The following is a 15163-nucleotide window of genomic DNA, read 5'->3' as shown; positions in this document are numbered from 1 at the left end:
GGCGTTAAGCCCTAAATTGGCAATCATTAATTCCGATTAATTTCTGATTGCGGTACAAGATTTAAATTAATCGGAAGAGGTTGCGTTCGATTATCTCGAATAATCCGCAGAATGTTGTTACCTGGAGTTACTTCTTCACAAGCATTTGCACTACTTGATTCGGGAATATCTATAGGAATTCCACGTGCTTGTTTGAGCCTTTGCACGAGGGTAAGGCTTGTATTTGTAGGTTGACAAACGTCGTTGTGGGTTGGTTGTTTTGTTAACTGACGTTGTGCATCATCGGGAATGTCTTGATCTGGAAGAGGTGGCGGAGGAGGTGGTGGCGGTTGATAAACAGAACTTACATTAATACTGTTACTAGAATCAAGTTGTGTATCTTGATAAACACCTGAGAGTATTCCATTAGACCCGTTTTGAAGAACAACTAATCCACGAGTATAGCTAGTATTTGCAGAAACAATGATTTAGCCGTCGAGTCCCCTCGATTTCGATTTTTTCTAAAGAACCTTCTATTACCAGGATTTTAACGACACCATTGGTGATCGTTTGTTCTCCTAAAATTGCTCTAGAGGTAAGGTAGCCTTGATTTAAATAAAGTTGAGTAATGCTATCTGCAACGCCTTGGAGTTCTTTGAGAGTTACTGATCGTCCCTCGAAAGGTTTGGTAATTGCGGCAATTTCATCTTGAGTAAGGATAGTGCTGCCTACAACTTCAATTTTACTGACGGGTATGCTGACGTTTGGCTGTTCTGGTGTTGATGTTGGCGGTGGTACTGGAACAGTTGGTTGTTGTTCTTCGCTGGGTGGTAAAGGTTGGGGAAAACAGTCTATATTCGGATTTGGTTTAGTGTCGGTGGGGACGGGAGTTGTTTGGGCGATCGCACCTGAGTTCAGAAGGCAGAAGGTAAATATGATATTGGTAGCGATCGCATGATTTCCACTGTCAATTATCTTTACAGTCAAACCTCTCAACCAACTTGTTGCAAATCTTAATCCCCTGGCTTAGCTTGCTTAATTAAATGTTTTTCAAAGGCTGTTAATATATTGTTGCGGGTTGGTTGCTTGTCAGAGGGGTCACTCGTCAACCTGAGAATATCACTTTTGTTAAAACCAAAACGGTGAATCAGTAGTTCTTGTTGTAACTCTACATTAGTAACGCATCCTTCTAAGTTGGTAAATCTTTGACTAGCTGGATACTGATTAATACCCACTAACAATGCTAGTTTACGCGGAGTGCTTTGTGCCAAAACCTGAGCGTAACGATTTCCTTGTTGAATAATATCTAAATAGCTCAAACCAAGTGTAGTTAAAGCTGAGCCAGCAAATTGGAAAAAATGACGGCGTCGCATTAATAATATTGAATATTAAACAATAATTTGTCAAAAATTAACCTATATTTAGGTTAATCTGAACTAAAAAGCCGAGTTTTTTAAGATATTTGGCTGTGATTATACATTTATTTCTTAAGACTGATGCATAAATAATCATGTATTTTTTATTCAAAATATAATGAGGGAAATCCAGATATATTTATGCAGCGATCGCACTTTTGATCACAAAAAATTTTTACCTAGATACATAATTATTTGCATAAGGATTGGTGGTGATACCCTTTACCCAATCCGTACCCTTGGCAATTTCCGCTTCTGATGCGATCGCCAAATTTAAATATAATGCCGTGACTTACACCTCTACACCCTTTTTCTGTAACTGCAACTCTATGCGATCGCCTGATTTGGGTTCTATTACCTGGGTGGAAAGATTGTTTTTTGCCAGTAAAGAACGAAATTCTTCAATACTTCCCTTGGTTTGCAAGAATTTTGTTAGGAATCCTATAAACTTTACATCACCTCCAGCTGCTGTGGGTAGCATAACTTGAGGTTGCAACCACTGGGCTAATTCTAAAGCGTTTTTACCACCCCTGATAAATGGCCCAACTATGGGCAAAGTCAAATCAACAAGTGGAGTAATAACAACATCAATGGGGGCTGATGCTTTCAGCGACGGGGAATGATATCCGTGTGGTTCGTAGTAAATAGTCAAGTTGCTTGCTAATTCTTTGAGGAGATAACCATTTTCTACCAAAGTGGGGCCGATGGGTGAACCAGGAAATGCTTTAATTTCTACACTTGTATTTAAAGTAAAGGTTTCCCCATGAGTCAGTACTGTAATTTGGGTGTAACCTAGCTGCTGTACTACCTTGGCAGCGTTAGGAGAAGCTACCACTGGAATATTATGATCAAGTTGCTTCAGTGTTGGGGGATGGGCATGATCTTCTAACCCCTGAGACAGCAAGATTAGGTCTATGTTTTCTGGGATGGGATGATCTTGAGTTCGATAACCTTTAAAAAACCAATCTTGATTACCGAAAGTTAATGTATCTACTAGCCAAGGATCAAGTAGTATCCGTTGTTCTCCAATTTCGATCAGCCAGCTGTTACTGTCTAAGTATGTTAATTGCATGTTAATTGCACGACTTCTATAAATTAATACTTGTCTTTAATCTATTATGAATCGTGTGTTTCGGCGGTATCATCGCCAGATTGCGATCGCTTTGTTTTTGCCTTTATTTTTGACAATGCTTACAGGTGTAGGCTATACCATTGTTGATAAATGGTTCAGTCAAGGGCAATGAGGTGCATTTCTCCTCAGTCTATTTTGGAAATTATTCATTTAGAAAAAATTTATCCTCTTTTGAATGGTTTAGGATTACTAGGATGATTTCGTAAAAGTTCAGATAGATGAGGGGATTGGGGACAAGGGAGATGGGGAGTGTAGGGAGTGTTATCAAATTCTATTACTCAGTGTTAACTGTTCACTGTAGCCTGCGAAGCCGCTACGCGTCTACACTGATTCCTAACCATTAACCAATGACAAATGACAACTGACAAATGACAAATGACTATTAATTATGTCTTCTGACATCTACGCGATCGCGCATATTGGTGATTTTAAACTTTTTGTTGGGGAAGCCAGCAAACTCAGCCAAAAGTGGCCGCCCATGCTTACTCAACTTAATAGCGGTACATTTCCTCATGCTGTGTTGCAGCAGGTATGGGACATAGAAGGTGGTAAGCGCCACTTTTCGTTTCACACGAAAGCAGAGATTATTAATGATTGGGATATTTTGGGTATAGAAGAATTTTTGGCAGAAGCTGCAAAATAGCTAACACGAATTGTATACACTAGAACAACCTTCATTTTAGGTTAGTTGGTGTGTGCAGGAGTTCCCGAGGGTGGTTTTGAGTGCGCCTGCATCTGAAGTGCAGAGGTTCGCAGAAAATAGGCGTGACCCACTATAATAATACTCAATTTCTCAAAAATCTAATTGTAAAGGGATAACGGTAATGCTGACCTTTATAAGCTTTGATGGAAGCAAATATTACTAAAATTAGTTGGACTAATAATAATATTGTTACCAATATAATTAACACTATTAATAAAGTATTTAAGGTAGATTCTAGTTGTTTAGAAGTCACATTGTTTGTGAGGGCAACACCACAGGTTGTAAAAACCAAAAACAAGGAAATTATGATTACAACTAAGGTATAAACTGTCAGTGACAATTGAAAGTTTAAGGATTCTTTGCCTTGAAAATCTATCCACGGGTCTTGTGATTTTTTCCATTGCCAAACTACTAACGGCCCAAGGATATTCAGCAAAGGTAGATATACGGGTATGCCTATAAATACTAAAAAAATTAGTGGAATCCACAACAAAGCCGAAAGATGACACAGCATAGCCCAAATACGTATTTGCTTGTTGCTGTTTTCTCTCATGGTTATTGACTTGATGTGGATTTATATAAACAACTTATCGGTGTATATCTGTGTTCGCTTTCTTACAAACAAATATCTTGCTTTACAGAATGAGTCCACATTAGAGGTTATATGTAAAAAAAGTCAAGGCTCAAATCTAAGGATTTCTGGTTTATAGCTGCGGAACTTGCAATTCCCTAGTATTTATAGGAACCAACACAAAATGCTTATTATTCTAGTATGAGTATGCTTCCATTATCCAGTCCCTAAAAGCTGGGTAAACCAGTGGTTGTTGTCCAAAGCTTTGCTTGAGGTGCAAAATCTTCTTGTAACCACAGTAAAACTGCACTCAGGCAAAGTTTATTGAGATAAAGACCGACTGAAAAGCCAAGCTTGGTTGGGATTGAAACCTGTGAAGAATTTCTTGATTTGTGCGATCGCAAGTCAATATTTATGTTTCATGACACATTTTTCTTTTTAATTATGTCTAATAATTTGAAACCAGGATGCTGTTATTAAAAATTTGACAAATCAAGGCTCTACGTATAAAGCCAAGATAGGAGGAATATAAAGTTAATTCACTATTTTTATGCTGTTGATATGATGATATTAGCTTCATGATTATTAACTCCAATATTATATAATTTTTTCCGAAAATTACCATTGAACTCCTGTAGTATTAGCATAAACTTAGAGTTACCAGGTAAGTCTTATGTTTCCTCAAAGATTTCATGCCTTAACTGGCAAAAAATGGTTTGTCAAATTGGCTTGGGTGATGGGGATTATTGGTGTCACAACCATGATTAGTTCTCCTGTGTTAGCTAGAAGATTCTATGGCTTTGCCTTTCTGCAACCTTCTGCTTATCGCAACTATCCTTATCGCAACTCCAACAGTACCATTGCTGATACTCTTTCTAAGGATGGGAAATATGCCAATTTAGTTGATGAATTGAAAGAAGCTGGTCTTTTCGACACACTGAAAAAGCCAGGTTATTTCACAATTTTTGCTCCAACTGATAATGCCTTTAATTCTTTAGATAGTAATGTCTTTAAGCAATATAGCCAGCCCGAAAACCGTGTTAAAGTTTTGAAATATCACGTGATTGTTGGCGAAATCACTCGTGAGCAGATCGAAACTGGAGTACTCAAAACTCTAGAAGGCAGTGAACTTAGAATTACCCAAGACGCTAATGGCGAAATCAAGGTAAATAACGCTAAAGTCTACCAACCTGCCACACGTACTACAAATGGTGTAATTGCACAAATTAGCGGACTACTCATACCTTCTGATGTTAACTTCTAAGCTTTAGCAAATTTTGCTTCATATCATTAGACCGTCCCCCAGCTTAGTTTTTCGTAAAGCTGGGGGATTTTTACTTTATTGCCAGTTGCCTACAACAACAAATGGTGCCCAGAAATGAGGATTGCTGTATTGCTGATCCTTAAGCAAAGCCAGTTGTGCTTGCTGGAGTGCTTGCGCTTTGTTGATTTTAGTCTTTTTAGCTTGTTCTAACTGACTATACAAATTACCCATGAATTTGGCAGTACTTTCATCTTGCACTGACCATAATGTTGCCATTGTACTGCGTGCGCCAGATCGTACTGCTACCCCTGCTAGTCCTAAAGTAGCGCGTTGATCACCAATTGCTGTTTCACAAGCACTGAGAACTAATAATTCTATTGGTCTACGAGAAGTTAGTGTATTGTTTCGCAAGAGATTACCTAACTGTTTCACGTTCATGCGTTGATCCCAAAATAGAATAAAAGTATCGTCAGCGATCGAACTAAATTGGGCATGAGTTGCTAAGTGAATGATCGAAACATCAGAGTTGAGAATTTCGTTTTGAATCTCTTTGGTAGTAAATTTGTCATTGAGGAGTAACTTTGTTGCTACTCCTAAATCTTCAATTTGTTTAAGCTCTTGTTTTACTTGAGGTAAACCTTCAAAACCTTCACGTGGTTCACTTATTCCTGCTGTGATGGCTTTAATATTAATCTCTGTTAGTGGTTTTGGGTTAATTAGCTGCAAACCAGGAGTTAAGGCGATGGCATATTTTTGTAATAAATATTGTTTGCCATCGTGCAATACAGACATGGGAATGTTTCTTAATTTTTCATCTAAGACAAATACTAAGGTTTGAATTTTGTTGTTTTCTAAGTCTTGTCGAAGAGGTCGAATTAGCCAGTCATATACTTTTTGGTAATAAGGCAGGGAGTGTTCAAGATCAGTTTCAGGAGATTTGAGAAAAGCCTGGATTTGTTCTACAGTTTCTTCTAATTCTTGTTTTTTAAGGTTGGTAGTGTAAAGACGTGGAGGTTGATTTGGTAGGCTGAGAATTACTTCTAATTTTTCTATATTTGAATTTGAGTTTTGTTGATTGGACAAAATAATTGGATAAACAACTGCGGCGCTAGTGTCTAATTTATCGATTGGCTGGGGATTCGCTTCTACACAGGCTTCACGGAAAAAGTTATTGAGTTCAGCCAATTGTAGAGATTCCAGCACGTTTCTCGCTTGAGTTAATTGTTTCTGGCTTTCCTCTGCTTTTTTATCTGCTTTTAAGGATTGAGCATATTCTAATTCTAGTTCGACTAGTTGGCGATAAACTGGTTCTACACTAGATCGAAAAGAAAACTGTACTTCTGGATTAACTGCTACTAAATCACTACGTAATGATTGGAGGGCGTTATAAGCTTTGGTGTAAGCAGCGATCGCATCTGGTATATCCCCTTGGGCTTTACGTATCCTGCCCAGTTGCCAGAAATACTGATAGGATATGTAGGGCGATTCTAGGTTAGAAACTACATTCAAAGCCTGTCTAGTAAATTTTTCGGCTTGAGATAAATCCTCTTTACTACCTCTTTGCTCATACAGCGCACCACGATTTCCTAGTGCATAGGCTTCAGCTTGTTTATCTTCCAAATTTTTGGCTTGGGTAGCGGCTTCGGCTAAAGTTTTGTCAATTTCGTCAAAACTTGGCAGTTGTGAGTCTTGCTTTTGCTGGGGATTTTCAGGTTGAATTAATTCTGTTAAGCTTTGAGCATAGTTAATTTGCTCATAAACGCCTGTCCGAGTAGGAGAAAATTTTAGTTCTTGAGGATTTAGAGATAACCAAAAAGCTTTTGCCTCTTGATATTTTTCTGGATCAGATTTTGCCTGTTTTAACAATAGGCTAAGCTGATTTAGTTGTGCTTGTTGCCGCGTAGTTGGTAAAGTTGTCAGCTTTGCTGCTTGGCTATAAGCATCTACTGCTTGTTGGTAATAATTTTCTCTTCTGCGGCGTACCCTTTCATTTTCAGCTAAGGTTTTAGCTGTGTTACCTATACTTAGATAAGTGGCTGCTTGCTCTTGAGGAGAATTTAATTTTTGGGCTAAGTTTAAACTGCTGGCTAAGACGAATTGAGACTGTTCTGGCTGACCAATAAAACGTAGTAATTCACCCAGGCTTCTCAAGCCTATTAATTTAGTTACAGAAGGGGATTCACTGGTAATTTTTTGGAGTTTTGCTGTTAATTCTTCTGATGATAATTGGTTCAACTCTTGACAATTGCTAACTCCAATTTCTTGATTGAATACTTCTAATAAAGTCTTGCAAGCACGGGGAAAAAGACCCATATCTTGCATAACTTGACTCTGGTTGATTTTATTTTGTGCTAACTTTGCAGGTTCTTTAATCTGACTGTAGATTTTGGCAGCTTCTTGCCAACTTTCAAGGCTTTGTGTAAATTGTCCAACTTCTTTTTGCAAATAGCCTTGAATATCTAAGGCTTGTGCCAAAATTTTCTGTTTGTCCTGACTTCGGGGCTGAGTTTCCAGCAACACTAAACTTTGTTGATTGGCTTTTGTGGCTTTTTCCCACTGTCCAAGTTGTTGATAAGTCAATGAGAGATTACTCAAAGCCATCGCTTGATTTAAATTATCCTTATGGGCAGAAAATGCAGACACTGCTTTTTCCCACACAACCGCCGCTTCTTGCCACTGACCAGAACGGTATAATTGAGTAGCTTGGTTAACTAGCTGTTGTGTATCTGGCTGAGTCTGCACAATTTGAGTTGCTTGTGAAACCTTAGCTATCACAGGTGGGGCTGTAGACGCAAAGATAAATAGTAAAACAGCCAGAAATAGCGATCGCTTATGATAAATTCTTTTTAGTTGATAAGTTAAATTACGGTTAAATACACTTCTATTTAGTTTCATCTTATACTCCCAATCGCGTTATTAGTTGTTTGTAGGTAGAGACGCGATGTTCCTCGCGTCTCTACAATAGTGGTTAGTGGCTGTTCACTACTCCACCCTTACCTTAAGCCGCTACGCGTCTTCACACTCCCCATCTCCCCACTCCTCACACTCCCCATACTCCTCACACTCCTCACACTCCACCCTTACCTTAAGCCGCTACGCGTCTACACACTCCTCACACTCCCCACCTTCTTCAAAATGGTGCAGGACAAGATGCACTTACTTTGGTTGTGCGCTGAGGATTGGAGGCATTAGGATCATAGGCTGTGAGAACCACCTGGCCTTTTTCATTAAATACCCATCCTTGGGCAGGAACAATTTGCTTGCTAGTGGATTGGTTCGTTGGTTGGTTAATAGTTGCACTCTGGGAATTGCTACTACTACCAACAGGCTGTAGCAAATCAACACGAATGTTGTCACTGCTGAAGTTGTTGTTCGGACTGGATGGCAAACCACCGCGTCCAGTGATGATAAATGAACTGCCAGAACCTTTCTGACAAGGATTTTGGGCGATTTGATTGCTTGGGTCTGTGAGGTTTTCTGGTAATTCGACTAATCCTTGACTAGGGTCTACATCTGCGGTGTCGATTTGGACTGTACCACTGAACTGTGGCCCCAAATCAGAAGAGGCTGTGATATCACTTTCTGGTGTAAGATTTTCCCGGAACTGAGTCCCAAAGATAGCATCAGCATTAATAATCACCCTTCCCCCAAAGCTTTCTTCTGCCCTAGCACTGATATCACTATTTTCTAAGGCGACGAGGTTGCCAGTATCAATGGTGATATTTCCACCTGTGGCTGTACCTGTGGCATCTGTTCTGATGTTACTATTGCGACGCATAATTAAGTCGCGGGAGTTGAGGATAATATTACCTTGACCGCCTTTAGTGGTAGCGCTAATTAATGCCTGATTGTCTAGCCGGATGTCTTTAGCTGTCGTAATTTCTATGTTACCTGCTTGGCGATTGTCTACTTCACTATTGGTAATCAATTGACCACGGTTCACAAACAGAGACTTAGCGTCAATTTTGATGCTACCTGCATTGCCCTCGCCAGAGGTGCTGGCAGTAATTTGACCGCCATCACTGACAAACAGTGAACCTTTATAAATTTCAATGTTGCCGCCGTTACCTGTTCCTCCAGCAAGCACATTGCTAAAAATACCACTATCAACTCCGGTGATATTAATCCTATCTCTAATATTTAACTTTACGTTTCCAGCATTACCCTTGCCACCACTACGGATAAAGGTATTCAGTTCACCGCTGTTAGTCAAAAATAGTGATCTAGCGGTTATGGTGATGTCTTTGCCATTACCCACACCTCCTGCTTCCACGGTGCTAAAGGCTGCACTGGGGAATCCTACAATATTATCTGTGCCATCAAAAGAGACAGTACCATTAGGAGCATTAATTGTAATACTGCCTGCATTTCCTTCTCCTCTGGTGCTGGCAAATATCTGTCCTCCACCACTGACAAAAAGCGACCCTGTGTCAATTTCGATGTTTCCAGCGTTGCCCTTGGCCTCGCTTTCCACACTGCTATAGATCCCACTGCGGTTAAACAAACCACTGGGTTCAGGTTTGTTACTTATTCCCGCAATTTTGATCGTGTCGCTAATGTTCAGTTTCACATTCCCGGCATTACCAGCACCACCTTCACGTATAAAAGTATTTAACTGACCACCATTGGTGAGTGAGAGTGACCTAGCTGTAATACTAATGTCTCCTCCTTTGCCGTTACCTCCTGCTTCAATGTTGGTGAAGGCTGCACTGGGAAATCCTAAGATGTTATCTGTGCCATCAAAAGAGACAATACCGTTGGGGGCATTAATTGTGATGCTGCCTGCATTTCCTGTGCTATAGGTGTTGGAATTTAGTTGTCCACCACCACTGACAAAAAGTGATCCTGTGGTGATATCAATATTGCCAGCATTGCCTGTGGAACCAGTCTCTACGTTGCTAAAGATAGCACTGCGAATGCCAAAGTCACCGACTCCTGCAATATCAATCTGATCGCTAATATTTAATTTCACATTGCCGGCATCACCTATACCACCAGGATTTATGCCATCTGTACCCCGAACCAAGGTATTCAGTTGACCTCCGTTAGTCAATGAGAGTGATCTGGCAGTAATATTAATATCTCCCCCCTTGCCTTGGCCTCCTGTTTCTACAGTACTGAAAGCTGCACTAGTGGTTAATCCTCGTTTTTCTGTACCATCAAAAGAGACAATACCATTAGGAGCATTAATTGTGATATTGCCTGCATCTCCTTTGCCAAAGGTGCTAGCAGACAATACTCCTCCATTCCTGAGAAAAAGTGATCCTGTGGTGATTTCAATATCGCCAGCATTACCTGTTGACCCAAGATCTACACTACTAAAAATACCACTGTTGGCGTAACGACCATTGGAGGCAAGTATGTCACTTGCTCCAGAAATCTTGATCGCATCACTGATATTCAGCTTGATATTTCCGGCGTTAGGTATATCAGTGGGATTGGTGCTACTTCCATTACGGATAAAGGTATTTAGTTCACCTCCATCTGTTAAGAAAAGTGATTTGGCAGTGATGTCGATGTTTCCACCATCACCATCGCCACCAGTTTCTATATTGCTAAAAATTGCGCTGGGTTTTCCTTGATTATCTGTACCTTGAAAAGAGACTGTACCATTTGGAGCTTTAATAATTACATCTCCTGCATTCCCCTGGCCAAAGGTACTTGAATTTAATTGCGAACCTTCAGTTGCAAAAAGTGAGCCTGTTGTAATGTTAATATTTCCGGCGTTGCCTTCTCCGAAAGTGCGAGACAAAAAATAAGAAGTACCTTGAAGGGTTATAGAATCAGAGATATTTAGTTCAATGTTGCCAGCATTAGGCAAACCTTTATCTCCTACAATCCCAGCAGTATCGGTAAATACTTGAGTACCATTTTGCAAAGAAAGCGATCGCGCATTAATGACAATATCGCCTCCCAATCCTGTACCAATTAAATCAACACCAAAGTTATCTGAGCGACCAGCAACAGAAGTACTGACTCTAGAAGCATTAAATATAACATCAGCGTTGACTGCATCAATGATGATGTCTCCTGCATTTCCAGATGCATAAGTAGCAGCTTGCATGAGGGAGCCGCTATTTACAGAGACAGACTCAGAAGCTTTAATACGGATGTTGCCAGCATTTCCTGACCCAGTTGTGGAAGTAGCTATTTGTGCAAAATTTTCTAAAGTCAGTGATGGTGTATCGATAACAACATCATTAGCACTTCCAGTCGCAAAAGGTCCCACTACACTACCAAAACCGCTCCCTAATTCTGGCAATCCTTGCAAGATTATTTTATCTGTAGCTGTAACATTTACTCTTCCAGCATTTCCTTGTCCAAAAGTTGCAGAACCAATTGCAAACCTACCAATACCTTCCAAGGTATTAGTGTTAATGATTACATTTCCTGCATTGCCAATAGCTGAATTTTGGACTAAATTGCTGATTTCTGTAGAAGAGTCAGCATTACCCGTGATTGTAAACTTATCTGTAGTATTAATGACAATATCACCCGCTTGAGCATTAGGATTGCCAAAACCCGATAAGATACCAGCAAACAGAGTACTACCCCCAGAAATAGCGAAATTACGGGCATTGATGGCTATGCTACCTCCCCCGTCACCAAGTACAGCTACTGTACTACCACTATTAATTGTGACATCTGCTCTCGTCACACCATTAGGAAAGCTGAAGCTACCATCAGGGTTCAATGCAACTGTTCCGGCTTGTCTTAGTCCCCCTAACTCAACTCTTGCGCTTGGTGCTAATACTGTACCGTTGTTGAAAACAACATCACCACCAAGCAAAGCGAAGGTTTTTGTGGGTGCTACTATCAGACCAAAAACGTTTCCGTTGATATTTTGAACTACAGATTGATTAGTAATACTGCCAGGATTATCCCGAAATCGCAAGCCGATAGGAATATTGATCGTTAACTGGGGAACTGATTGCAAGTTGCTGGCACTAAATTCAAAGTTGTCGAATAATACACTGTCGGCTGTAGTGCCAAAAAATGAACCACCACGCAAATCTAGAATCGCACGCGGGCCAAAAGAAATTCCATTTGGGTTAATTAAAAATAGATTGGCGTTACCTAAAACACCAAGAATGCCTTGAATATTTGAGGGATTACGACCTGTAACTCTGGTAAGAATATCGGTAATCCCAGTCGGATTGGAAAAATAAGCTCCCCTTCCTGCATCAACGTTAAAATCTTGGAAAGAATGAAATAAATTTGACCCGCGAGTCGCACCACCAGTAATTAAATCAATCCCTTCAACAACATTAGGATTCACAACAGAACTTTCCGCACCTAAACTGGTATCTGGGGTAAGTTGGGCTGTAGCTTTGTTTACAGGTGCAAAACTGCCCAAAGTAATCAAGGGCAAAGCGAACCAAATAAGCGATCGCCAATTGTATTTTGTTTGGTAGTTTTGATTACAGACAAGCGATCGCTTCTGATTTTTTAGGTAGAAACTATCTAAAATCGGTAGCATTGAAACACCTTAGTGATAATACTCTGGGCAATTAATATCAACAAACACTTATCAATTCACAACTGTTAACTGATAACTGATTTACAAATGTGCAGGACAAGCTACAGTTGTTGGGGAATTGCGTTGAGGAATATTACCTGTAGGGTCATAGGCTGTCAGAACCACCTCACCTTTTTTGTTAAATATCCATCCTTGCGCAGGTATAATATCACGCCTAGCAATGGGAAAAGTTTTTGGTTGATTAATGTTTGCACTCTGAGAATTTTCTCCAGAAATAGCAGGTTTGACTAAATCAACCTGGATATTGTTACCAGTTAGAGTTTCATTAGGACTAGCTGGTAAACCACCTCGTCCTGTGATAATAAATTTACTACCTATACCTCTTTGACAAGGATTTTGAGCGATTTGATCTCTGGGGTCTGGTAAATTATCTGGTAATTCGACTAATGCTTGACTAGGATCAACATCTATGGTGTTTAACTGCACAGTACCACTCAAGCTGGCATTTTGTCGGGAAATAGCTGTGATATCGCTGGTTGGTTGCTTTCTTGGGTCTAAATCTTGGGGGCGTAACCTCTCCCAATCTTGACGAGTGCGTACAAATAGCCCAAAGATACCATTAGAGTTAATGACAACTTTTCCTCCCTGACCTTGATCAGCATTAGCGATGATGTCGTTGTTACCGAAAGGTTGGGCAATTATAAAGCCTCGGTTCTTCGTGAGAGTGTTGATGTAAATATTGCCACCGTTGCCATTAATAGCGGTGGTAGAAATAAAACTTTCACCACTCATGAACAAATAATCTTGCGTATCTAAGTAGACATTACCACCATTACCAGATTCGGCGTTTGCTGTAATGTTGCCTTGATTTGCCATGCGGATAGTATCAGATCTGACTTTGACCTCACCAGCATTGCCACTACCTTGACCATCAACAATGATTTTTGCCCCATCTCGAATAATTAACTTGGGAGTTTTCAGAATCACAGTGCCACCGTTACCTGTTGCCCCATTGCCAACTACACTAGATATGGCACTGCCTTCCCCACTCAATTCTGTAGATTCAGAGGCTGTAATATCTAATGTGGCTGCTTGGCTTTGGCTAAACGTACCTGTAACTAGCTGTCCTCCATCTTTGATTTTTAATCGCCGTGTTTCCAGGGTTAACTTCGTACCTGGGCCTGTACTACTAGCTTGTGCGATCGTACCAATGGCACTGGGAATAGGTGGTAATGTTTCATCTATAACTACACTGCCTTGTATTTCTACTAAATCAGATGCTTTCGCCATAACATTCCCAGCAGCGCCTGTTCCATAAGTATCAGCACCAATTTGCGCTCCACCACTAGCGATGATTCGTTTGGCTTTAATGTTTAAATTGCTACCATTACCAGAACCTTCAGGCGAAACAGCAGTGTATATAGTACTGGGAACTGAATCATTGGTTGAAATTCCACTTACTTCCAAAGTGTCAGCAGCATTAACGCTGACAGTTCCTCCTGGTTGGGAACCCGTGAAAGCAACAATAGCAGACCCATCCGTAAGTTTGATATTTCTCCCTTGGACTTGGATCTCTCCAGCACCTGCTGTACTACTACTATCTATTGATGCTTTTTTGGTCAGGGAAATGTCTCGGAAGGCTGGCACATTTGTATATCCCAGTTGCCAGCCTTTATCTATAGGAGTGATACTGACGAAACTGGAACTATCGACACTTCCAACTTCAATTCTGCCGCCATCTGCAAGCAGATTTCCTCCTTCTAAATTTACATCACCCCCCACAAGGGCAAGGGTTTTACCGGGTTGCACTGCTAAACCTTGAGGAGTTGAGTTTCTGCTAAATTCTAAAAACTCCGGATTGAACTGGAGATTATTACCTGGCCCTTGAACAGTAATGCTTCCAGGATTGTCGCGAAAGCGTAAGCCAATGGGAATGTTGACAGTCAACTGTGGTGGTGCTTGCAGATTGCTGGCACTAAATTCAAAGTTATTGTCAAACACAAAACTATCGGCGGTAGTTGCCAAAAATGAACCATTCAGATCCAGACTGGCATTTGGCCCGAAGAAAATTCCCTTTGGGTTGAGTAGAAATAGATTGGCGTTACCTAAAACACCAAGTCTCCCTAGAATATTCGAGGGATTACCACCTGTGACTCGCGTGAGAATATTGGTAATACCATCCGGATTGGAAAAATAAGCTCCCCTACTTTCACCAACGTTAAAATCTTGGAAAGAATGAAACAAATTTGAGCCGCGTCTTGCACCACCTGAGATGCGATCGCTCACTACATTATTAATCACATCTGGATTGACTACAGAAGTTTCTGTACCTAAACTGCTATCTGGAATGATTTGTGCTGTAGCTTCACCCACAAACGCCAAAATGATGAAAGTGGGTAGAAATAAAGCTATGGCAACTAAAAATTGTGAACTGTTTCTATCCCCGTCCCTGTTAACAGCAGAGTTAATCCCCTTTTCTACTATCAAAAAGGGAGATGGGGAATTAGGTGTGTAATCTGTGCAATTTGGAAGAGCTATGTAATTGTCGAGTAAATTATGTTTTGTACATAGCATATTAAAAGCCCCCTTCTTTCAAGAGATTGATCAATCTCAATAAAA

At 40.4% G+C, this 15163-nt stretch carries 11 protein-coding genes and 1 pseudogene; 3 read left to right on the top strand and 9 right to left on the bottom strand.

The genetic code is table 11. The annotated features are described in order from the left end of the window. Positions 1 to 26: 26 nt before the first annotated feature. The 4 genes and pseudogenes from RS893_RS03240 to RS893_RS03225 form a co-directional block, all read right to left on the bottom strand. Positions 27 to 206 carry a hypothetical protein gene (locus RS893_RS03240; protein WP_315789838.1) on the bottom strand — a complete coding sequence of 60 codons (180 nt, stop codon included), beginning with the start codon at positions 204 to 206 and terminating at the stop codon, positions 27 to 29. Between the two features lie 238 nt (positions 207 to 444). Then, positions 445 to 966 (bottom strand): POTRA domain-containing protein, encoded by a 522-nt coding sequence (locus RS893_RS03235; protein WP_315789837.1) that lies wholly within the window; start codon positions 964 to 966, stop codon positions 445 to 447. A 29-nt stretch (positions 967 to 995) separates the two neighbouring features. Continuing rightward, positions 996 to 1352 (bottom strand): annotated as a pseudogene (locus RS893_RS03230) (caspase family protein); the annotation flags it as partial. 334 nt (positions 1353 to 1686) lie between these two features. Then, complete coding sequence (locus RS893_RS03225; RefSeq protein ID WP_315789836.1) at positions 1687 to 2466, bottom strand: MBL fold metallo-hydrolase; 780 nt, start codon at positions 2464 to 2466, stop codon at positions 1687 to 1689. A gap of 46 nt (positions 2467 to 2512) precedes the next feature. Between RS893_RS03225 and RS893_RS30205 the strand changes: the two genes are divergently transcribed. After that, positions 2513 to 2638, top strand: coding sequence for a hypothetical protein (locus RS893_RS30205; RefSeq protein WP_396336420.1), 126 nt, complete (start codon positions 2513 to 2515; stop codon positions 2636 to 2638). A gap of 276 nt (positions 2639 to 2914) precedes the next feature. Further along, positions 2915 to 3169, top strand: coding sequence for a hypothetical protein (locus tag RS893_RS03215; RefSeq protein WP_315789835.1), 255 nt, complete (start codon positions 2915 to 2917; stop codon positions 3167 to 3169). Positions 3170 to 3311: 142 nt separating this feature from the next. Here RS893_RS03215 and RS893_RS03210 read toward each other — a convergent pair whose 3' ends face one another. Together RS893_RS03210 and RS893_RS30200 are read right to left on the bottom strand one after the other, a co-directional pair. Further along, positions 3312 to 3782 (bottom strand): DUF4870 domain-containing protein, encoded by a 471-nt coding sequence (locus RS893_RS03210; protein ID WP_315789834.1) that lies wholly within the window; start codon positions 3780 to 3782, stop codon positions 3312 to 3314. Between the two features lie 245 nt (positions 3783 to 4027). Beyond that, positions 4028 to 4204 (bottom strand): DUF1822 family protein, encoded by a 177-nt coding sequence (locus tag RS893_RS30200; protein WP_396336419.1) that lies wholly within the window; start codon positions 4202 to 4204, stop codon positions 4028 to 4030. Between the two features lie 269 nt (positions 4205 to 4473). Here RS893_RS30200 and RS893_RS03205 point away from each other — a divergent pair, with 269 nt between their 5' ends. Then, entirely contained in the window at positions 4474 to 5064 is a 591-nt protein-coding gene (locus RS893_RS03205) for a fasciclin domain-containing protein (protein WP_315789833.1), read from the top strand. A gap of 75 nt (positions 5065 to 5139) precedes the next feature. Here RS893_RS03205 and RS893_RS03200 read toward each other — a convergent pair whose 3' ends face one another. The 3 genes from RS893_RS03200 to RS893_RS03190 all read right to left on the bottom strand — a co-directional run bounded on the left by RS893_RS03200 (position 5140) and on the right by RS893_RS03190 (position 15118). After that, the gene (locus tag RS893_RS03200; protein WP_315789832.1) at positions 5140 to 7959 is read right to left on the bottom strand and encodes a CHAT domain-containing protein; all 2820 of its coding nucleotides are present in this window, start codon (positions 7957 to 7959) and stop codon (positions 5140 to 5142) included. Positions 7960 to 8194: 235 nt separating this feature from the next. Continuing rightward, on the bottom strand, positions 8195 to 12544 hold the full coding sequence (locus tag RS893_RS03195; protein WP_315789831.1) for a filamentous hemagglutinin N-terminal domain-containing protein: 4350 nt from the start codon (positions 12542 to 12544) through the stop codon (positions 8195 to 8197). A gap of 81 nt (positions 12545 to 12625) precedes the next feature. Then, on the bottom strand, positions 12626 to 15118 hold the full coding sequence (locus tag RS893_RS03190; protein WP_315789829.1) for a filamentous hemagglutinin N-terminal domain-containing protein: 2493 nt from the start codon (positions 15116 to 15118) through the stop codon (positions 12626 to 12628). Between the last annotated feature and the right edge of the window lie 45 nt (positions 15119 to 15163).

Source organism: Fischerella sp. JS2 (assembly GCF_032393985.1).
Classification (GTDB): Bacteria; Cyanobacteriota; Cyanobacteriia; order Cyanobacteriales; family Nostocaceae; genus Fischerella.
The sequence above is the reverse complement of the archived record's forward strand: the minus strand, read 5'-3'. Positions and strand labels throughout refer to the sequence as shown.